Origin of the sequence: Sulfurimonas iocasae (assembly GCF_047716755.1) — a bacterium.
Lineage (GTDB): Bacteria > Campylobacterota > Campylobacteria > Campylobacterales > Sulfurimonadaceae > Sulfurimonas.
Map to the genome: position 1 here is coordinate 1877207 of NZ_CP180409.1, position 21079 is coordinate 1898285.

Sequence of the window (21079 nt, forward strand, 5' to 3'; positions counted from 1 at the left end):
TTTTATACTGCCTATTTTATCACCGCCGGTGACAGTTTAGCAGTTAGAGACATCCCAAACCAAGTTTTTATATGCCTTCATAATTGGTTTTTTCATATCTTTCATCATAGCGATTCTAAGCTCACCTATCATATCTCTATAGACAGATGAAGCTTTGATTGGGTCATCTGCTCTTGCTAAGTCAATTATGCTGTGTACGCTAAGATTGAATGGTGAATTTATTTTATCTTTTATACCATCATATACCGACATAAAAAGGTTATAGTTGTCATAGTCCATCTTGCACTCATCATCCAAAATCTTAAGTGCTAAAATTGTAGCATACTGAATCTCTTCCTCACTAAACTTATATGTTTTCGCCCACTCATAAACTGTTGATTGATCATCCATTAGTTAGCCTCCTTTTTATTTATTAATTTTAATTTTATTTCGCTCTTGCCTTCTATAAAATCTTTACTAATAACACAGCCTTCTACATTATCTTTTGCTGGTAGTTCATATTGAAGAGGCAACATTATCTTCTCAATTATTCCTCTTAATCCACGAGCTCCTACACCTTTTTCATCTGCCATTTGTGCTATGGACTCTAATGCATCTTCAGTAAACTCTAAATTAATGCCATCTAATTCAAATAGAGCCTGGTACTGTTTTGTAATCGCATTTTTTGGCTCAGTCAGGACTTTAATTAAGTCCTCTATTGAGAGCTGATTTAGTGTTGCTATAACAGGGATTCTACCTATGAACTCCGGAATAAGACCAAAGTTTATAAGATCTTTAGACTCAACATCCTCAGATCTCAATTCATCATCACTATTGGTTAAGAACCCCATCTTTTTAGGTTGTTTGCTTTTTTTGTCATTTGCATCTTTAACTAAACCTACAAATGCACCTCCACAGATAAACAAAACATGAGTAGTGTCAAACAAAATTGTCTCTGCAGATGAACTTTTTCTGCTTCCTTTTAGCGGAACGTATACCTCTCCGCCTTCTAGTATCTTAAGAAGACCCTGCTGAACTCCCTCACCACTTACATCTCTTCCACTTGTTGCACTTTCACTTTTATTTGCAATTTTGTCGATTTCATCTATATAGATGATACCATTTTGGGCTCTCTCAATGTCAAAATCAGCAGATGCTAAAAGACGTGACAAAATGGACTCTACATCCTCACCTACATATCCTGCTTCTGTAAGAGCGGTAGCATCTGCAACTGCAAAGGGCACATTCATAATTTTTGCTAAACTTTTTGCTAAAAGTGTTTTACCGCTACCTGTTGGACCGATGAGGAGTATATTACTTTTCTCTATTTCTACATTCTTAAATATCGGTTTGTCAATTCTTTTGTAGTGTGAGTAAAGAGCGACTGAGAGGACTTTTTTGGCTTCTTCTTGTCCTATGACATAGTTATCCAGATGCTCTTTTATCTGAGTAGGTATATTGAGACCTTTTTGAAACTCTGCTCTTTCTTTTCTTAACTCTTCTTTTGACATTATGTCAGAACAAGTACCGATACATTCATTACAAATATGTGCATTTTCGGCACTAAATATCTTTTGAACCTCTTGGACACCCTTTCCACAAAAGTCACAAATATATTCGCTACTCATTACAGACTCTTTAAAAAAGTATCACAATCTTCATTTATAACTTCAAGGTTGTGCATATTTACAAATTTGTTCTCTTTTTTTGTAAGTTCATCTTTTTTTGTAACCATTAGACCTTCTTTAAGTCCAAGTGTTATTTCATGAGCTACCATTCTAAAAGTATCACGAGAAAAGTCTGTACCTAAGAACATGTAAGACTTCTCTTTTTTGTACTCTTTTAAAAACGGAGGAAGAGCATATCCACCCATAGCTTCGGTTAGCCAGTCAACAAAATCTGCATCACTTATTATAAAATTCATCTCAGGAATCATACAGCCCATAGGTTTAAACAGAATCGGCAAGGAGTCATTTAACTCTTCTTTTTCGATTAGCTTGTACTCTTTAGAACCGGCGTCAAACTTATATATTATAAACCTATCATATTCGGCACTGATTCTTGATGTGCCTGTAATCATAAAGTGATCTACATCTTCATATATTTTACAAGCACTATCATCTACATTTGTATCTATCATATACTTTGGTTTAATAGCTTTTAAAAACTCATATGTAAATGGCAGATCATACTCTTTTGAAGCATATATATGATTTGTCATTTGCACTATAAACTCTCTACCTTTTCTCTGCTCTAAACTCATAGCAGCTCTACTGTACTCGTACATAAGTCTGTCGCTCATTGCACGACCATTATTTAGTGCAAGTATCATACTGTCGCTGTCGTACGGTATTGTACTGCCATCTTTTGCTTTTGTATTTTCAAAGACACCCATACCTATGAATGGAACTAAAGTCCCACTTTCAAGTTTTTGTATTATATTATCCATGACATCCAACTCCTGTATAGCTAACGTAGGCCTTGTTTAACTCAACTCTTAATCTCTCTAAATCAAACTCTTTATTTAAATCGTTTGGCATGTCAAGATAAAAGATAGCTCCATCTTTACTTATTAAAAACAGAGACTTAGTTAACTTATCCTCTAGGGAACCACTTACAAGTTTCGTACCGTACATGTTCCCAAACTCATCATCTGCATCTAAAACTACTTTAAATGCATTAAGTTTATTTTTTAAAACAGTCTGTACAGTGGCACCTTTATCAAAAATCATATATGCATTTAATGGAACTTTGATATTACTAAGAAACTCATCTATTTTTAAAATCTCTGAAATAAACTCATCTTTAGCATCTGCAAATGATACGAGGATAGTCATAGATTTATCCAAATGACTTCTTTTTATCTCTACTCTCTCTCCATTCAAATCTTGGACATCAATATTCTCAGCCATATAGCCAACATCTATAAAATCATCACAAAGCTCTAAAAGCTCATCTTTATATATTATTTTAGATTCCATATTTCTTCATCTTATACCCCATTTGTCTTTGCGTAATACCGAGAATCTTTGCAGCTTCTACTTGATTACCATTACTGCTCTGTAATGCATTTTTAAGAGCCTCTTTTTCCAGTTCATCAAGAGTTTTGTTCTCTAATGGAACTGGACAATATTCATTAATCAATTTTTCATTATTCAGAGCCGGAAGAAGAAGCATCATGTCCGAAGCTGTTATGCCATTTTCATTACCCATAAGAACTATTCTCTCTATTGTATTTTCAAGTTCTCTAACATTTCCAGGCCATGGATATGCCATTAACTTACCCATTGCTTCATCCGTGATACTTATTACTTTTTTATGGTTTTGCATAGATCTCTCTAAAAAGAAGTTGACAAGAAGTTTTATATCCTCGCCTCTTTTTCTTAATGGAGGTAAATCTATAGGTATAACATTTAGTCTATAGTAAAGGTCTTCTCTAAACTCACCATCTTTTACCATCTGTTCCAGATCTCTGTTTGTAGCGGCTACAAGCCTTACATTTACGCGTATAGTCTTACCGCCACCAACTCTTTCAAACTCACGTTCTTGGAGTACACGGAGTAATTTTACCTGTGCAGATGCAGATATATCGCCAATCTCATCTAAAAAGAGTGTCCCACCATCAGCTAGCTCAAACCTTCCTTTTCTTGTCTCCTTAGCATCTGTAAATGCCCCTTTTTCATGTCCAAAAAGCTCACTCTCTAAAAGAGTATCTGTAATAGCTGCACAATTTAGCTTTATAAAAGGCTCATCATTCCTTTTACTTCTTTTATGAATTGCAGCAGCCACAAGTTCTTTACCTGTACCTGTCTCACCGCGAACTAAAATAGTCACATCACTTTGAGCGATTCTCTCAATTACTTGATAAACATTTTGCATCTCTTTGCTGTCACCGATAATATCTCCAAAGTTATGCACTTTTGAATCCCATTCCATTTTATAATAGAGCTTTAGCTCTTTAAGTCTATCTTTTTCCTGCTCAATGGATATACTTGAATTTATATATTGTGCAAACAAAGAACTTATTATTGATAATATTCTTACAGTCTGCTCAAAATCTATTTCTGTAGACTTTGTCAGATTAGCGCCTATAACTCCAATTACGTCGTTTTCAGCTATCAGAGGTACAGCTATGTAAGAGATTGTCTCACTATTTTTATTTCCTGATTTGTTTAAAAATAGAATGTCATTGTGTATGTTCTCAATTACTATAGGTTCCATACTCTTTGCAGCAAGACCCGTAGCACCCTCTCCTAGTTTATATTCTGAGATAACTTTTTGATGTTTATTAAAACCTATTGAGGCAAAAACATTAAGCATCTCATCTTCGAGTTTAAATATTACACAGTTCTCTAGTTGAAGAGAGTTTTTTAGAGCCAGTAAAGATTTCTCTAATGACTTTTGGATATCTCTTGAGTCTGATATCAATGAAGCGATATCATATAAAACTAATAATTCTTTATGTGTTAAACAGTGGTCGCATTTTGTAATCATAATACATATCTTTATTTTATTTTTTATATTTTTTATATTTTTTATATTATTTAATTATACCCTTATAAGTACATTATACAAACAGCTTCTTGTCTATTTATTCATCAGTTAGCAATTTTTTTGCAGACAGATTCTCTTGGTAAATTTTTAGGTCCCGGTTCTATCCACCAAACTTCACCATTGCTTAGCTCAACTTCACCACCCCACTTTTCATCACTACTAAACTCAATACTCTCTATAGTCTCTTCCATATCTTTTTTTGCTATATAAAAAAATATTTCTGATGCACTTTCTCTTAACATTACTTTTGCCATTTTTTATCCTTTATTGATTTGTAAAAAATTTTCTTATTATCTGTGTGAAACCACTATCTTCATACCAAACTTTGAAATATCCTTTTTTAAGCTCATTTATTAAAATAGATTTTTTATATTGATCATCTGCTGATAAATAATCATCTCTACTGTGAGCACCTCTGCTTTCTTCTCTCTTCAATGCACCAAGAACTACAGCTTCTGATACTTCAAGTGCATTTCTTAGCTCCAATATGGCTATTAACTCTACATTATTTTGTCTACTTTTATCTATGCAGTGAAGAGTTAACGACTCTCTTCTTAAATATTTTAAATAATCAAATGCCTTAGTTAAACTAGCCTCACTTCTATGAATTCCGGCATATTCAAACATTGTTTTACCCATAGTTATTCTCATAGAATTAAAGTTTTTTGTACTCTCTTTATCAAAAATAAAATCAACCATCTTTTGATCTTGGACAACCCTGTTATAGTCAATTGGCAAGTACTCTTTGTTCATAGAAAAATTTCGTGCATTTTTACCTGCCAACTCTCCAAACACTGCACCGTCTAAAAGTGAGTTTCCGCCTAAACGGTTAGCACCGTGTACTCCATTTACTGCACACTCACCGCATACATAAAGACCCCTCATCTTTGTTTTTGTCATATTAGCTTCTATACCGCCCATACTGTAGTGAGCAAGAGGTTTAACTCTAAGCAACTCTTTTGTTATGTCTATTCCTGCTTGCGTATATGCAGTCTTATAAAGTGATGGAAGTTTAGTTTGTATATGTTCTTCACTCAAATGTCTTAAATCAATAAATACATCTTTGCCTTTTTCAATCTCTTTTATGATTGCACGACTAACAACATCTCTAGTTGAGAGTTCATCAACAAACCTTTTTCCATCACTGTTAACTAAGTATCCGCCTTCACCGCGTGCTGCTTCACTAACTAAGTAACTACTCTTATCCAAGCCTGTAGGATGGAACTGAACGAACTCCATATCTTTTATATTTAACCCTGCTCTTAGGGCAATCGCAATCATATCTCCGCAATTGTCTTGAGCATTAGTACTGAATCCTCTATAGATTCCGGCATATCCTCCACCTGCTAAAACAACCGATTTTGCCGGATATACCATAACTGAAGAGTCAAATCTTCTAATAACGACTACACCGCTTACTCTATTATCCAAGCTGGTAATGTTGAGTACAAAGTTGTTTACCAAAAATGTAATACCTAGACTTTTAGCTTTTTTAATAAGAACTTGCATAATTGCAGAACCCGTTTTATCTCCGACAAAACAAGTTCTTTTAGAACTTCCCCCGCCAAAACTTCTTTGAGCTATTCGTTTGTTTTCATCTTTATCAAACTCTACACCATATTCAACCAGTTTTTGCATTATCTTTGGTGCTTTGTGACACATATAACTAATGGCCTTTTTATCTCCAAGTCCAAAACTACTTTTATACGTATCATATGTATGTTTATCTATTTCATCACTGTTGTTTTTATTTAGTACTGCATTTATTCCACCACTAGCAAGTGAGCTATTTGATTTAAACAGATTACCTTTGGTTAGTACAGCTACTTTATTTGTACTGCTTTTTGCTTCAATAGCAGCCATAAGACCTGCAATACCTCCACCTACAACGATTACATCATATATCAAAACTAAAGCCTGTATAGTAAATCATATTTACTTCTTGAAACTGCTTTTATTTTTGATATTTCACAGTTTTCTTTGATGTGTACCGGTACTTTTGATGCAAATAGTGAACTAACCAATCCTGGTGTAGAACGCGCAAACTGAAGTGCCAATTGAATATCACTCGTTAGAGTCATCGTATCATCTAATACTACGCCACTCTCTGGGGAAAATGACTTTTTAAATAGATTCATTTGAAGTAGTGCAGATGAACCTATAATCCCTATTCCTAACCTGTGTGCAGCTTGAAAAATTGTACACTCTTCATTATCAACAACTTGCGTCTGGGTAGTATATGCATTTGTTTTTCCCATATTAAAGGGAAGTTGTATATACTTAAATCTATGATTTTTACCTCCGACTTTTACGGCAGTCTCCAGTAGTTTCTCCAAACTTATCAACTCATCATTTTCAGCTGTAAAGCCGTTCCAAACAGCTACTCCATAACTTTTAAAAAGACCATCATCAGCTAACTTCTCAAACCTTTTAAAAACTTTTTCAATACGTTTATAAAACTCTTTCTTACCATACTTTATCATTTGCATCTCAGGATTGTGCAGATAGTAAATATCGAGTTGTTTAACTCCTAAATTATCCAAGCTTTTTTTACAAGAGTATTCTAAAAAATCTGGTGTCATACAGTGTTGATCCAGCTCTATATCTTCTTTAGATGCCAGACCTGATTCGATTACATTCTCACTTATCCAAGTATATGGATTTTTAGGAAAGGGGAAATCAAGCTGTATAAAACCGCCTTTAGAGCAGATAATCAACTCTTCTCTTTTTACTTCCTCAGATGCCATTAACTCTTGTAGAGCTTCACCTATCTCTTTTTCACTCTGTCCATACCTGTAGTTACTAGCAGTATCTATAAGATTTATCCCACTTCTTACCGCCTGCTTTACAGCTTCAATGTAGTGAAAAACATAGTTTTCTTCTTTATATGGCTCTTTATTAAAAGTTCCAAGACCAAGTTTTGAAAATATTAAATCATTATGTTTTATGTAAAAATCTTTGTAATTAGAAAACTTTTTAGCAAATCCATAAGTTTCTTCAAATGTAGCAAATCCCATTACGAAAGCTTTTTATGTGTTTTATTTGTATATAGGATTATCAAGCTTAGATAAATCAAAATCGTTGCTGGTAAAATAATCATTTCCATATATAATCCTTTGAGTAATTTACTATTATATATTCAAGAACTATTCCTTTGGGATGTGGGGGCAAAAAAAAAGCTAGAAGAAAATCTCTTCTAGCTTTGGAGAATGTAGAATTTAACTCTCTATCTTACAGAGTCAAAGAAGTAGTCCGTCTCAGCTACATCTTTTGTTTCTTCGTCTAACTGGTCTAACACAGAGTTAGTAATCCAAGTCAGAAGGTTTAGAGCACCTTTGTAACCACTAATAGAATATCTATGTAGGTGGTGTCTGTCAAAAATAGGGAAACCTATTCTGATTAGAGGTGTTTTAGTATCACGGTAAAGCTCTTTACCATATACATTACCAATCATAAAATCAACAGGTTCAGTAAATAGTAAACTTCTTAAATGCCATAAATCTTTACCAGGCCAGATTTGACAATCAGCTGCCCATTGAGATTTATCAATGATTGCTTGCATATCTGCTCCCCAACCTTTTCTTGGAGCATTGTTACAAAGAACGTGAGTTGGAATACCACCCATCTCAACAATAAATGAAACAAGACCAAGTAAGAAATCAGGATCACCATAGATTGCAAACTTTTTACCATGCATATATGGATAAGAATCCTGCATAGCATCTACAAGTTGAGCACGTTGTGATTTCAGTGAATCAGAAACGTCTTTACCAGTAAGCTTAGATAACATCATTACAAACTCATCAGTACCTGAAAGACCTATTGGATTACAAGACTCAAACCCTTGTTTCCATTTGATTTTAATAGTCTTAGCAGTTTGTACTGTAGAATATTTTTGTAATGATATAGTAGTCTCAGCATTGATAGCAGTTTTAGCAATTTCAAGTGGTGTACCACCAGCATATAGTTGATACTCACCTGCACCAGTATTCCACTGAGCTTCATGATCACCAATCATATGAATCTTATCACTAAACTCAGCAGCTATCTCTTTAATTTCTACTAAAGAACCAAGGTATGGTTCAAATCCAGGAATAATATTGATACGACCCTCTTCAACAACTTTTTCAGCTCTTGGAGGATTAAGCTGCTCTAGAGTAGCTTTCATCATATTATCATAACCAGTGATATGAGAACCAACAAACGAAGGAGTATGAGCATAAGTGATAACAGTATCATCTAATTCACCCTCAGCATCTTCTTTAGCACCTAGAACAAACGCATTTAAGTCATCACCGATAACTTCTGCCATACAAGTTGTACTAACAGATATCATCTCAGGTTTATACATAGCATTACAGTTACGTAAACCATCTTTCATATTTGAAAGACCACCAAATACCGCTGCTGATTCACTCATAGAGTCAGATACAACAGGAGTCGGTTCTTTAAAGTGTCTTGTATAGTATGATCTAAAGTATGCAACACATCCATGAGAACCATGAACATAAGGCATAGTGTTTTCAAAACCTAAACCAACCATAATAGCACCTAGTGGCTGACAAGCTTTTGCAGGGTTAACCGTAATAGCTTCACGAGCAAGGTTCTTCTCTCTATATTCCCATGACTCAGTCCATTTTTGAACTTCGTCAACTTTAGTAGGATCTATGCTACCCATAGATCCTTCAAACTCTTTTTTAGCTGTTAAAGAAGTTTGATACTCTTCTTTTAAAAATAATTTCTGTCCGTTTACAATATTATCTACGTCTTGCATCTTAAGCTCCTACTTCTTTTGTGTCCCATGGTGCTTTAGTATGATTCCAAACAGGAGAGTTCATAGCTAAATCCATGTCTTTTGCAAAAATTGCGAATGCGTCATACCCGTGGTAAGGACCAGAGTAATCCCAAGAGTGCATCTGTCTAAACGGTAGTCCCATTTTTTGGAATACATACTTCTCTTTAACACCAGCCGCAACTAAGTCTGGTTTTAATTTTTTTACAAATTTTTCTAACTCATACTCATTAACATCATCATATATAAGAGTACTTCTTTCTATATCTTCTTTAGTTCTTTTATAGTCATCACCATGTCCAAACTCATAACCAGTACCGATAATTTCCATACCAAGATCTTCATATGCGCCAATAACGTGACGAGGACGTAAACCACCAACATAAAGCATTACTTTTTTACCCGCTAGTACAGGCTTATATTTAGCAACAACTTCATCAGTCATTTTTGTATATTTAGCGATTACTTCTTCAGCTTTAGCTTGAACCTCAGGTCCAAAGAACTCAGCGATTTTTCTTAAAGACTCTGTAGTTTTACTCGGTCCAAAGAAGTTATACTCCATCCAAGGAATACCAAACTCTTGTTCCATATGACGAGAAATATAGTTCATAGAACGGTAACAGTGAAGTAAGTTTAGTTTTGATTTAGGAGCAATTGCCATCTCTTTATATGTAGCATCTCCTGACCATTGAGCAATAACACGAAGACCAATCTCTTCAAGTAAAACTCTAGTTGCCCATGCATCTCCACCAATATTATAATCACCGATAATTGAAACATCATACTCAGTAGATTCAAATTCACTTCTTGCAGATGTATCTGACATAACTTCATCTCTAATCGCGTCATTTGCAAGGTGATGCCCAAGTGATTGAGAAACACCTCTAAAACCTTCACAAGAAACTGCTATAGTTGGTTTAGAACTCTCTTTCTTATGTACTTTTGCAACCGCTTGAATATCATCACCGATTAGACCGATTGGACATTCCGACTGGATAGAAATACCGTTGTTTAATGGAAATAACTCATCAATCTCTGTTAGAGCTTTTTTAAGTTTAGTATCTCCACCAAATACAATATCTTTTTCGCTAAAGTCAGTTGTAAAGTTCATAGTTACGAATGTATCTATACCTGTAGTACCGATATAGTAGTTTCTTCTACCGGCTCTTGAGTATTGTCCACATCCAACCGGTCCATGAGAGATATGAATCATATCTTTAATCGGTCCCCAAACAACACCTTTACTTCCTGCGTAAGCACAACCACGTTGACTCATTACACCAGGAACAGTCTGTTTATTACTTCTTGTTGTGTCACAAGCACCTTTAACACCTTCTGGAGTATCTATACCTAAGTGTTTTGCCCTATTTTTCGCAGCTTTAGCAGGATATACCTCTAAAATCTCTGCGATAGCTTCTTGTTGTAAGCTTTCTAATGATTCTGGTCCCATTTCTTCTCCTTTGTGAGTTAAGTAGCTTATTAAGCTACTTTAACTCTATATAGATTCATATCGTCTAAGTTTTTACATAAGTCTTTTGTAACAGCGCCATCTACTGATTTAGAGATTTCACTAATTTGATATTTATTAGTGTAATAAATCATTTTTGTATCATCAATAGGTATAACATCTGATTTTTCATAAAAATCAATAAAAGCAGTATGAGCGAAAGTTCCAGCTGGAACTTCTAGAGTTACTACAACTTCACCTTTCGCAGTTTCACCAGTTAAAGTAACAACTTTACCAGCTGGTTCAACACCTTCATTTACTTTTTCTATAACTTTGTCAAAAGACACATCGATTCCTTCACTTGCTGGAAAATGATAACCACATATAAACATATTAATTCCTTTTTTTTATTATTTAATTTTTAATTTTGAACTACAATCCTATTAAGAATTAATAGTCACTCTCTTTTTGTCCAACGATTGCTTCATCAGCATCTTCTTCTAGACCATACTCCATTAGAAGTGCTTCAAGATCATCCATTTCTAATGGTTCAGGAATAACTTTTAAATCATTTGAAATAATTTTTCTAGCTAATTCTTTGTACTCCATTGATTGATCATGATTTGGAGAATACTCAACAACAGTCATACGACGAAGTTCAGCACGTTGAACGTGATTTGAACGAGGTACGAAGTGAATCATTTGAGTACCGATAGCTTTTGCTAATTGTTTAGCAAGATCATACTCACGGTCAGTCATACGTGCATTACATACAAGACCTGCAAGACGAACACCACCAGTATTAGCGTATTTTAAAATACCTTTAGAAATATTATTAGCAGCATACATTGCCATCATCTCACCAGACATAACGATATAAATCTCTTGAGCTTTACCTTCACGAATTGGCATAGCAAAACCACCACAAACAACATCACCAAGAACGTCATAAGATACGAAGTCTAATTCATCATCATAAGCACCCTCTTCTTCAAGAAAATTAATCGCTGTAATAACACCACGACCTGCACAACCAACTCCAGGCTCTGGACCACCAGACTCTGTACACATGATATAACCTTCAGTAATCTCATCATCTTCAGGATTAAATTCTGCAGCACCTGGCTTACATACATCTTCTAATTCAAGATCTTCAACCGTACCAGCCTCAGAAGCTAGTTGCATAATTGTATTTTGAGCTTTCTCATGTAAAATAAGTCTAGTAGAATCTGCTTTTGGGTCACAACCAACAATTAAAATCTTTTGTCCATAATAGTGACACATTGCCGCTAGTGTATTTTGAGATGTAGTAGATTTACCAATCCCACCTTTTCCGTAAAATGCGATTTGTCTTAACTCAGCCATATCGTCTCCTCTTGTTGAATAATTTTGTTTCGAAGATAACATTACATATAGTGTTCCCTAGCTTCTAATCTGGGGTAAAAGAATTTGTAAATTTCTCTGCAGAGACTTATTTTAGGGGTTATAAAAGAAATTAGGAGCTTTTTTGTCCTTTTTTAGAAGAAAAATATCTTTTATATATTTGACTACAATTTTGCATATTTTATCTTTACAAAAATGTTTTCTTGTGCGAAATATGTAAATAATAAGATATTGGTTTTACTTCGTACTTGAGTAAAGTATTGGAATTAAATTATTTACCGTATCATTTTAAACTAAATGATACAACTTATTATATTATTAATGTTTTCATATTTTAGTTTTTTACTTCCACATGTATAGGTTTGTACCCATTCTCAGGCTGGAGTGATAGGAACAAGAAAGTTTACACATTTTAAATCTGACTTTCTTTTAGTTTGGTTCTACATGTAGATATTTTTTATTGTTTAAATTATAGCTTTTTTAGCTATTTAGTATTATACGAGTGGTGTAACTTAATCAGGTATTTTATTTAATTCATCATAAGCCTCTTTATAAGGTAATGTTTCATCAAAAAGTTTATCTTTATTTTCAATTATAAAGTCCATAATTTTTGGCAAAGGTATGTTTTTATACAATACATCTAAGCCAAAAACTTGTAGTATAAAATATATAGAAAGACCCTCTCTACTAATTTCAATATCATTAAAACTTATGTTAAGTAGTAATATATCACAACCTTTTCCATATTTATCACAATTCAAAAGAATTTTCCAGTTAGTTCCATTACCAAAAGTAACTCCATAATCACGTTCTTCATCTATTCTGAACCCTATTATTAAAAGTTTTTCTTTGACAATATAAAAATTTTCTCTAAATCTTTCTACCATTTTATTTCCTTATCTTTTAACCATAATATTACTTTGTAAATCATATGTATATCCTTTTGCCTCAAGATATTTTATCTCTCGACCAAATCCCGTAATTTTGCCACTATCTACATCTCTCAAAACTTTAGCTTCAGGCTTAGTCATTAATACTATATCATTACCACGTTCTATAGCCTTATCCAAAAATGACTTATTATAATCATTCCAAAATTGTTCAGGACTTTTAAACAAGTTATCTGGTGTATTTAAAACATTAAATCCACCTTGTTTTGCTTCAAAGTCTAATGTTTTGAAATAATTTAGTTCATCAATTATCTTAGAAGAATCTGTATCATACCTTCCTAATATTGTGGTAATTTTGTCTGGATTTGCTATTAATTTAACACCACTCCTAGCATTATAGTTTAACTCTTGTGGCGTTTTGCTTACAACAACATCTGTTTTAACTTTAGGAACATCAATACTTTTCACAACCCCTTTAACAACAACCTTTCCACCCAAATTACACCTCTGTGAGTGAATCTCCATCTTTTATCATTCCAGAGTCCTACTTTTAAATGTACATAATATCAATTTATGCTATAATACACTAATACATCACTATGTAAAGGAGTATGGATGCATAGATTGAATTTAACTATTGATGAAACTCTTTATGAGAAAGCTAGAGCATTTAGTTTTTTAGAAAACAAGTCAATATCACAGATGATTCGTGAGAGTTTAAGTGAATATCTTGATAAAAGTAAAGAAAAAAAAGCTCAAGTTGAACTTCTTTTAGAGGCTAATGATGAAAAAGAAGTTTTATCAATTTTGAAAAATGATGATTTTTCATCTCAAGATGAGTTTAGTAAAAAATTTAACTTATGAAAATTTCATATTCAAAAACATTTGAGAAAAAGTTTGCAACTTATCAAAAGAAGCTACAAGTCAAAATTTTTGAATCTATAAACAGTATCCCAAATGGGGATATTAAAAAAATGACTGGAAATGATATACCTCCAATTTATAGACTTAGAATATCAAAATATAGAGTTTTATTTCATATGAATGAAGATGAAATAAAAATTTTAAAAGTTGATAGTCGTGGTGATATTTATAAGTAGTCTATAGAACCTTATTCCACCTTACTATGTGCAATAGTTTTTGCACTATTGCCTGTCTGCTTGGCGATAAGAGAGTTTAAAATATCTCTGATTCTCAAAATCTCTTGGGCTTGAATAGCGATATCAGTGGCTGGTAAATCACATTATATCTGTGAGAAAGGAAATATTTTGATAAATATTTATGTATTAATCAATACCATAGAAAAACTATCTAAATAATTCCAAAATGACTGTATGCTTTTAGTGCTGATATTTTCTTTTTCAAGTTCTTTCAATAAAGTAGCATAGCATTCTAACCAGGTTTTCCGTCCCTTTTCTTCTATTCGAAAGCGTGCATGACGAGAAAGCATACGAGAGTCTCCACGTGTTTGAGCATAATAATTTACTCCACCACAAATTTGAATCAGAAAATCTGCTGCATGTTTTTTTACTTTTTCAAATTCATCTTCATATTCAATTGGAAACATAAAGGATATATCACTACCACGAATTAATTCATAATGGTCATTAACAAGTTTACGAAAACGCTCTTCACCTACTTCAATTAAAAAGTCTGGACTAGGTTTGATGACTGTAAGGTTTGGTGATTTTAAATTGGCCTCTGTAATTATAAGATTCATAAATATCCTTGTATATTTTTTTGAAAACATTCTACACTATTTGGTTAAATATATATTGCTAGAAGTTTGGAAGAAGTAAAAATTAAAAGTTGTTTATATGTAAGATGTAAAATAGAATAATAAAAATATTATTCCACTTTACTTTTTGTAATAACCTCATCAATAAGACCATACGCTTTAGCAGCATCTGCACTCATGAAGTTGTCTCTCTCTACATCTTTTGCAATAGTTTTTACACTCTTGCCTGTTTGCTTAGCAATAAGAGAGTTTAAAATATCTCTGATTTTCAGAATCTCTTCTGCTTGTATTGCAATGTCAGTAGCTTGACCTTGTGCTCCACCAAGTGGTTGGTGTATCATGATTCTTGAGTGTGGAAGAGAGTATCTCTTTCCTTTAACTCCAGAGCTTAGTAAAAATGCTCCCATAGATGCAGCTTGACCTATACAGATAGTAGTTACATCACATCGTATATAGTTCATAGTGTCAAAGATACTCATCCCACTTGTTATTACTCCACCCGGAGAGTTGATATAAAGATATATATCCTTTTCAGGATCTTCAGCCTCTAAAAAAAGAAGTTGAGCCACTACAGTAGATGCTACAGCATCATTTATCTCTCCGCTAAGCATGATGATTCTATCTTTTAAAAGTCTTGAGTAAATGTCATAACTTCTCTCACCGCGACCGCTTTGTTCTACTACATATGGGATATAACTCATATCTGCTCCTTATATTGGCATTACTCTGATGTTGTCATCAAGGTTTTGTTTTAGTGTGCTTTCTATTGCGAAAAGAGTTCCTGTACTTCCTGTTGAACATGTAGAACATGCACCAAGATATTTTATGTGAATATCATAGAACTCTTCGTTTTCTTTAATATCTATGACTTCCATATCTCCACCATCCATGATGAGCATAGGACGTACATACTCTTCTACTACAGCATCTACTGCGCGGATTTTCTGAACAAGACCCATAGAAGCAAAATCAGCTTTTTCATCTGGTGTGGCGTTTGCAAGTGCAGTCAATCTCTCACGCTCCATCTCTTCTCTGGTATCTTTTAGTATATCAGAAAGATAAATATCTTTTGCCTCATGTCCACCTGGTTTGATACAAGACTTACAAAATGCTCCCGCTTTAGTAAAATCTGCAATCTCTTCTATAGTTTTCAAGTCATTTATTTTAATTACATCTACTAAAGTGTCTTGAGTTACTCTGGCACACTCACAAATGATGTGTTCTGTCTCAAAACTATTCATATCTACACCTTTATAAGTTGCAGCAGCTTTTTTGATTACATCATAAGCCATAACTGAACAGTGCATCTTTTGAGGTGGAACTGCCGGAACATCAGGAGTGTCTCGCATCGCTTTTTCAACATCTATATTTGTTATCTTTACAGCTTCATCTACAGTTTTGTTCATGCATAATTCAGTCATAATATCACTAGATGCTATCGCTGTACCACACCCGAAACTTTTAAACTTTGAACCGACTATTTTTTCACTATCATTCTCAACTGCCCAGTAAAGACGAACAGCATCTCCACAACTCTCAGCACCAAAATCAGCAACTATCAGACTTGCATTCATCGCCTCAGCTTCTTCTTCTGTTATGTGACCTTGATGTTGTGGATTATTCATCCTGTTAACCACTACACTACTATACTCATCCCAAATTGATCCGCTTACTAAACTTCCTTTTGCCATCTGTATATCCTTTTAATTTTTTTTATAATTCACTATGATGATTTTTTGGTGTATATGCATATGAGCTTGATATATTTCTAAGTCTATGCACTGCATCTGTTATATGTTTGATAGCATAATCTATCTGCTCTTCTGTGTTAAATCTACTTAAAGAGAACCTGATTCCTGTGTGAGCCAGTTCACTGTCACTTCCAAAAGCATTCATTACTGGATTTGCTTCTAACTCTTCACTCGCACATGCAGAACCCGTAGATGCTCCGATGCCATTTTGGTTTAAATCCCAAAGCATAGATTCACCTTCGACACCCTTAATAGATATTAGAGTTGTATTTGGCGTACGATTCCCAGTTCCACCTATTACAATTGTGTCAGGGAGTTTCAAGATTGCACGTTCAAGTTTGTCCCTAAGCATTCCAACATGATTTTTTTCATACGCTATAGCCATAGTATTTGTAGCCAAGTGCATAGCTTTACCCATACCAATCATAGATGCAACATCAACTGTTCCTGCTCGTCTGCCATCCATCTGATTTCCACCATGCATATGAGGAGTAAGTTCAACTCCTTTTTTTATATAGAGTCCACCCACACCTTTTGGTCCATGAAATTTATGAGCAGAAAAGCTCATCAAGTCTACATTTGCATCTTGAACATCTACCGTTACTTTTCCGATTGCTTGAGTTGCGTCACTATGAAAGAGTACACCCTTAGCTTTACATATCTCACCAATCTCTTTTATAGGAAAAAGTTTTCCTGTCTCATTGTTAGCCCACATGATTGAGACTAAAGCAGTGTCATCTTTTATAGCGTCTTCAACTACTTTAGCTTCTAGAACACCCTCTGCATTTACATTTAAGTAAGTTACTTCTACACCTTTTGTTTCTAAAAAATTACATGCCGCAGTTATGGCAGGATGTTCTACTTCACTTGTGATAATGTGATTTTTATCTCCATCTAAAATCTTATCCAGCCAAACACTTTTAACAACCCAGTTATTTGCCTCTGTTGCGTTTGATGTAATAATAATATCATCCTCATCAGCAGCACCGATTCCATCGTAAAGATAGTCTAAGGCCTCAACCATTTTGCTGTGACTCTTAGATGCAAAACTATGTAGAGAGTTTGGGTTTCCGTAAACCTCACAAAAGAATGGTTTCATCTCCTCAAAAACTTTTTCATCAACCTTTGTCGTTGCGTTATTATCTAAATAAACTTCCATACTATTCCTTTGAATTAAATTTTATACTCGGCATGCAAAACATGTCTCTTTATCATTACAATCTGCACAGGCAGGAGCTGTTTCACCTATTAAGTCGTAAATATACTTTTTCCAAAGTGTATCTGCAGGTTTTATCTCACTCAGTTTTGGGAAGTGCTCTTTCATGTATCTTCCCATCTCAATACGGTTTTTAAATCCTAAATCTTCATATAAATGATTCATCTCTAAGGATACTTTTGCAAGGTGTGGTGCAACTTCCGTTTTGCTATACTCATCTTTTGCATAGGATTGCAACAAATTTGTAACCTTAACTTCCAAAATATTGTTTGTACTAATATATGCTTTTGTCATAATGTCATCTCCACCATTTTTCCGTTTACCATTTCACCAAACTCAACACCATAAACATAACAGTTATGTAATTCCTCTTTTGTAGGAATAAGCTTGATTTTCATGGGTTCAAGCGGTACACGAAACTTTAATGCTTTTAGTCTTGAGTTCATCATCTCAACAGCCTCACCGCTCCAGCCATAACTGCCAAAGCATCCACCAAACTTACCTTTTTTTTCCAGTAACATCATGCAGCTAAGAAGATCCCATACAGGTTTGGGAACATCCCCGTTGATTGTTGGAGAGCCGATAAGTATTCCTGTACTCTCTTCAAGTATTGTTATCATATTCTGCTCATCAAGGGCAGTCATGTCATATATATTTGCTATTAAATTTTCATCTGCTTCAACACCCTCATAGATGCTATGAGCCATATTTTTAGTATTTTTATAACTTGTTACATAAAATATAGAGATGATTTTTTTGCCATGAAGTCTATCTTCTGTAGAGCTCCACTTTTTATAAAGCTCCATATATTTACTTGGGTTTTTTCTTATTATGGGGCCGTGAAGATTACAAATAGTCTCTATATCAAGAGTCTCATAAAGTGAAAGCGCTCTAATCACATCACTTTTGAACGGTCTCATAATATGGTCGTAGTAGTACTTAAAAGCGTAGTTAAAATCACCTACTAAATCATCAAATAGTCTGTTATCGTAGTAGTGTGAACCAAATACATCACCGCTAAAAAGAATCTTATCTTCAACTAAATAACTGCTCATCGTCTCAGGCCAGTGAAGGTTTGGTGTACTTAAGAACTTTAGTGTTTTACCACCAAGAGTAAGCTCTTTGTTTGTCCAGACAGTTTCAAACTTCATATTGTCGGTTTTTGCGATTGACTTTAACATCGGTTGAGCCATTGGAGATATAAACACCTTTGCATCCGGTGCTCTTTTTGTTAACTCAGGTAGTGCACCACTATGGTCAGGCTCTAAATGATGCATAATAATATATTTGATTTCATCATATGAACATAGAGATTCTACTTTAGAGAAAAACTCGTCAGAAAACTCTTCTTTAACAGTATCTAAGATGATTACACCATCCACAGTTTTAATGAGGTAAGCGTTATATGTAGTACCGTTTGCAGTTTTCATGATGATATCAAATGTTCTAATATCAGGATCACTAACTCCAATATAGTAAATATCTTTACTTACCTCGACTGCTCTGCTCATTTTAAAAGTATCCTTTTTAACCAAAGTGGAGGACTGTTTTTCATGAGCTTTTGAAGTGATTGTAAAACATCTTCTATCTTTTCATCTTCACTAGAAGACTTCAAAGGATATGTTCCTGCAATCTTTACCATATTTGCAGCTTTTGGACCTATCTTGGTCACATAAAGTATATCGCTGGCATCTATACACTCTATTTTATATTCTAACTTATCAACTTCTGCTTCATAGACTTTAGATGAATCAACTTCACTAATGAGCTCATAACTCTCTTCATCAAGAGTGTAGATATAAAATTTCTCACACCAACCAAAATGCTCATTTACTAATTTTCCATCTTTTGAGGCAAAAGCTATTTTAATCATATTACATACAACCGAATGTTTTCATCTATGACCTGAGACAGAGTGCTCATTATCAGCTCATACGTAGATGTAGAAGCCATTGAACAACCTGCGCAGTTACCCTGATAAGCAAGTCTTATCTCTATCTCAGGATCATTGATATAGTCAAGCAGTACAATATTACCACCGTCTTTTACAAGTATAGGTCTAATATATCTCTCAACTGCATCATCTATAACTTCTAACTGTTTGGCTTTACTATGGTTTCTAAATACTTCATTTAACTTTGCAGAAGTGTTTGGTTCCTTATCTACACCACCCATTTGAGCAAGTGCCATAGGATGATTTGATTTTGCTGCATTTAACATACATGTAAAACCCTCTTTTACCAGTGTCTCATCTGTCCTATCTTTAAGAAGTATAAGACCAAGTCTAAAGTTTGCACCTTGATGATTTTTTCTCACAGCCTTTCTAAAGTAAAGAAGAGTTTTTTCACTATCCTCTTCAACCCCAAGTTTTGTCTGATATATAAGTGCTAAGTTGTAGTTTGCAGATTCATTATCATACTCACTAGCTTTAAGAAACCACTCTCTTGCTTTAGTGAAGTCTTTGCTTACACCCTCACCTTTTAAATACATCAGCCCTATATTTGTCATGGCCTGATCATTATTATTTTTAGCTTCTTCATCCCAAATACTATATGCTTTTTCAAAATCTTTTTGTTTATATGCTCTTAATGCTTCTGTGTGTTTCATAAGATTTATTCCTTTGTATAGTTTCTTTTTCTAACAACATTCTAGTTCAACTTGATCTAGCACTTCTATACCTTTTTCAAAATCATTTTCCTCAAAAAGGTCAGATATATAAAATACGTTTGCACAGACTAAATACAAGGTATCATGCCCTTCATCTTTTTTAAATACTTCTTTGTAGTTTTGAGGGATTTTGTTCATGAATCTAATCCAAAGCTCATTTTTTGATTCTGGTTTTAGCTTAAAGAGTTCATTCATAGCGTCAAGAACCAATGATGCATTTCCATAGCAATCGATATTACTAAAAGTTAAATACCTGTCTTTTAACTCTTCCATTAACTATTCTCGCATCCACATTTACATTCACCATTGCTTCCTGGATCAAGAAACTCTTTGTAATTGCTCCCATTGAGTTTTACTAAATCATCAGACTCTAACATCTCATAAGCTTGAGAGATTAAATACTCTTGATGCTGTGATGAATATACATCTATCTCATTTTCCACAAAAGCGTTATAAACACCCTCTCCCATATGATAATAGACTGTAGATGTTGCACCTAAATCTTTTAAGAACTTTGCACTCTGGGGTCCTTTTCCACATACTTCATTCTTTACTACATTTAGCTTAGAACCATTATAAAGTGCGAAATACGGTGCATTTCCAAAAAGCTTTGATATTGTTGTCGATTTATTTTTATCTAGTGGTATTGCTAACATATATTT

Annotated in this window: 27 protein-coding genes; 2 read left to right on the plus strand and 25 right to left on the minus strand. The window is 34.0% G+C overall.

Annotation, left to right across the window (positions count from 1 at the left end; all coding sequences use genetic code 11):
* Nucleotides 1–36: 36 nt before the first annotated feature.
* The 14 genes from ACLHDE_RS09510 to ACLHDE_RS09575 all read right to left on the minus strand — a co-directional run bounded on the left by ACLHDE_RS09510 (nt 37) and on the right by ACLHDE_RS09575 (nt 13543).
* Nucleotides 37–390 (minus strand): hypothetical protein, encoded by a 354-nt coding sequence (locus tag ACLHDE_RS09510; protein WP_415396187.1) that lies wholly within the window; start codon nt 388–390, stop codon nt 37–39.
* Entirely contained in the window at nt 390–1607 is a 1218-nt protein-coding gene (clpX, locus tag ACLHDE_RS09515) for an ATP-dependent Clp protease ATP-binding subunit ClpX (protein WP_415396188.1), read from the minus strand. The genes ACLHDE_RS09510 and clpX overlap by 1 nt, the downstream gene beginning before the upstream one ends.
* Nucleotides 1607–2428, minus strand: a complete 822-nt coding sequence (locus ACLHDE_RS09520) for an SIR2 family protein (protein ID WP_415396189.1) — start codon at nt 2426–2428, stop codon at nt 1607–1609. The genes clpX and ACLHDE_RS09520 overlap by 1 nt, the downstream gene beginning before the upstream one ends.
* Nucleotides 2421–2960 (minus strand): redoxin family protein, encoded by a 540-nt coding sequence (locus ACLHDE_RS09525; protein ID WP_415396190.1) that lies wholly within the window; start codon nt 2958–2960, stop codon nt 2421–2423. The genes ACLHDE_RS09520 and ACLHDE_RS09525 overlap by 8 nt, the downstream gene beginning before the upstream one ends.
* Nucleotides 2950–4473: a sigma 54-interacting transcriptional regulator gene (locus ACLHDE_RS09530; protein WP_415396191.1), complete on the minus strand. Its 1524-nt coding sequence runs from the start codon at nt 4471–4473 to the stop codon at nt 2950–2952. The genes ACLHDE_RS09525 and ACLHDE_RS09530 overlap by 11 nt, the downstream gene beginning before the upstream one ends.
* 104 nt (nt 4474–4577) lie before the next feature.
* Complete coding sequence (gene nifT, locus ACLHDE_RS09535; RefSeq protein ID WP_415396192.1) at nt 4578–4787, minus strand: putative nitrogen fixation protein NifT; 210 nt, start codon at nt 4785–4787, stop codon at nt 4578–4580.
* A gap of 10 nt (nt 4788–4797) precedes the next feature.
* Nucleotides 4798–6441 carry an L-aspartate oxidase gene (locus ACLHDE_RS09540; protein ID WP_415396193.1) on the minus strand — a complete coding sequence of 548 codons (1644 nt, stop codon included), beginning with the start codon at nt 6439–6441 and terminating at the stop codon, nt 4798–4800.
* Between the two features lie 2 nt (nt 6442–6443).
* Nucleotides 6444–7550, minus strand: coding sequence for an aldo/keto reductase (locus ACLHDE_RS09545; protein ID WP_415396194.1), 1107 nt, complete (start codon nt 7548–7550; stop codon nt 6444–6446).
* Nucleotides 7551–7759: 209 nt separating this feature from the next.
* Nucleotides 7760–9307, minus strand: coding sequence for a nitrogenase molybdenum-iron protein subunit beta (nifK, locus tag ACLHDE_RS09550; protein WP_415396195.1), 1548 nt, complete (start codon nt 9305–9307; stop codon nt 7760–7762).
* Nucleotide 9308: 1 nt separating this feature from the next.
* Nucleotides 9309–10775 carry a nitrogenase molybdenum-iron protein alpha chain gene (gene nifD / locus ACLHDE_RS09555; protein WP_415396196.1) on the minus strand — a complete coding sequence of 489 codons (1467 nt, stop codon included), beginning with the start codon at nt 10773–10775 and terminating at the stop codon, nt 9309–9311.
* Between the two features lie 29 nt (nt 10776–10804).
* Nucleotides 10805–11164 carry a hypothetical protein gene (locus ACLHDE_RS09560; RefSeq protein WP_415396197.1) on the minus strand — a complete coding sequence of 120 codons (360 nt, stop codon included), beginning with the start codon at nt 11162–11164 and terminating at the stop codon, nt 10805–10807.
* A 58-nt stretch (nt 11165–11222) separates the two neighbouring features.
* The gene (nifH, locus tag ACLHDE_RS09565) at nt 11223–12137 is read right to left on the minus strand and encodes a nitrogenase iron protein (protein WP_415396198.1); all 915 of its coding nucleotides are present in this window, start codon (nt 12135–12137) and stop codon (nt 11223–11225) included.
* Nucleotides 12138–12667: 530 nt separating this feature from the next.
* Nucleotides 12668–13042: a hypothetical protein gene (locus tag ACLHDE_RS09570; RefSeq protein ID WP_415396199.1), complete on the minus strand. Its 375-nt coding sequence runs from the start codon at nt 13040–13042 to the stop codon at nt 12668–12670.
* 9 nt (nt 13043–13051) lie between these two features.
* Entirely contained in the window at nt 13052–13543 is a 492-nt protein-coding gene (locus tag ACLHDE_RS09575) for a hypothetical protein (protein ID WP_415396200.1), read from the minus strand.
* Between the two features lie 117 nt (nt 13544–13660).
* Between ACLHDE_RS09575 and ACLHDE_RS09580 the strand changes: the two genes are divergently transcribed.
* Nucleotides 13661–13909 carry a hypothetical protein gene (locus ACLHDE_RS09580; protein WP_415396201.1) on the plus strand — a complete coding sequence of 83 codons (249 nt, stop codon included), beginning with the start codon at nt 13661–13663 and terminating at the stop codon, nt 13907–13909.
* Nucleotides 13906–14145, plus strand: coding sequence for a type II toxin-antitoxin system RelE family toxin (locus ACLHDE_RS09585; protein ID WP_415396202.1), 240 nt, complete (start codon nt 13906–13908; stop codon nt 14143–14145). Before ACLHDE_RS09580 ends, ACLHDE_RS09585 begins: the two co-directional genes overlap by 4 nt.
* 11 nt (nt 14146–14156) lie before the next feature.
* Here ACLHDE_RS09585 and ACLHDE_RS09590 read toward each other — a convergent pair whose 3' ends face one another.
* The 11 genes from ACLHDE_RS09590 to ACLHDE_RS09640 form a co-directional block, all read right to left on the minus strand.
* Nucleotides 14157–14243 carry a hypothetical protein gene (locus ACLHDE_RS09590; RefSeq protein WP_415398535.1) on the minus strand — a complete coding sequence of 29 codons (87 nt, stop codon included), beginning with the start codon at nt 14241–14243 and terminating at the stop codon, nt 14157–14159.
* An 81-nt stretch (nt 14244–14324) separates the two neighbouring features.
* Complete coding sequence (locus tag ACLHDE_RS09595; RefSeq protein WP_415396203.1) at nt 14325–14765, minus strand: globin; 441 nt, start codon at nt 14763–14765, stop codon at nt 14325–14327.
* Between the two features lie 128 nt (nt 14766–14893).
* Complete coding sequence (gene clpP, locus ACLHDE_RS09600) at nt 14894–15484, minus strand: ATP-dependent Clp endopeptidase proteolytic subunit ClpP (RefSeq protein ID WP_415396204.1); 591 nt, start codon at nt 15482–15484, stop codon at nt 14894–14896.
* 9 nt (nt 15485–15493) lie between these two features.
* Nucleotides 15494–16474 carry an iron-sulfur cluster assembly scaffold protein gene (locus tag ACLHDE_RS09605; protein ID WP_415396205.1) on the minus strand — a complete coding sequence of 327 codons (981 nt, stop codon included), beginning with the start codon at nt 16472–16474 and terminating at the stop codon, nt 15494–15496.
* A gap of 22 nt (nt 16475–16496) precedes the next feature.
* Complete coding sequence (locus tag ACLHDE_RS09610) at nt 16497–17693, minus strand: NifS family cysteine desulfurase (RefSeq protein WP_415396206.1); 1197 nt, start codon at nt 17691–17693, stop codon at nt 16497–16499.
* A gap of 21 nt (nt 17694–17714) precedes the next feature.
* Nucleotides 17715–18044, minus strand: coding sequence for a nitrogen fixation protein NifQ (locus ACLHDE_RS09615; RefSeq protein ID WP_415396207.1), 330 nt, complete (start codon nt 18042–18044; stop codon nt 17715–17717).
* Nucleotides 18041–19261: an FprA family A-type flavoprotein gene (locus ACLHDE_RS09620; RefSeq protein WP_415396208.1), complete on the minus strand. Its 1221-nt coding sequence runs from the start codon at nt 19259–19261 to the stop codon at nt 18041–18043. Before ACLHDE_RS09620 ends, ACLHDE_RS09615 begins: the two co-directional genes overlap by 4 nt.
* A complete protein-coding gene (locus ACLHDE_RS09625) occupies nt 19258–19623 on the minus strand; it encodes a NifB/NifX family molybdenum-iron cluster-binding protein (RefSeq protein WP_415396209.1) in 366 nt (121 codons plus the stop codon). The genes ACLHDE_RS09620 and ACLHDE_RS09625 overlap by 4 nt, the downstream gene beginning before the upstream one ends.
* Nucleotides 19620–20357: a NifU family protein gene (locus tag ACLHDE_RS09630; protein ID WP_415396210.1), complete on the minus strand. Its 738-nt coding sequence runs from the start codon at nt 20355–20357 to the stop codon at nt 19620–19622. Before ACLHDE_RS09630 ends, ACLHDE_RS09625 begins: the two co-directional genes overlap by 4 nt.
* A gap of 30 nt (nt 20358–20387) precedes the next feature.
* On the minus strand, nt 20388–20690 hold the full coding sequence (cowN, locus tag ACLHDE_RS09635; protein ID WP_415396211.1) for a N(2)-fixation sustaining protein CowN: 303 nt from the start codon (nt 20688–20690) through the stop codon (nt 20388–20390).
* Nucleotides 20690–21073: a NifB/NifX family molybdenum-iron cluster-binding protein gene (locus ACLHDE_RS09640; protein WP_415396212.1), complete on the minus strand. Its 384-nt coding sequence runs from the start codon at nt 21071–21073 to the stop codon at nt 20690–20692. Before ACLHDE_RS09640 ends, cowN begins: the two co-directional genes overlap by 1 nt.
* Nucleotides 21074–21079 lie beyond the last annotated feature (6 nt).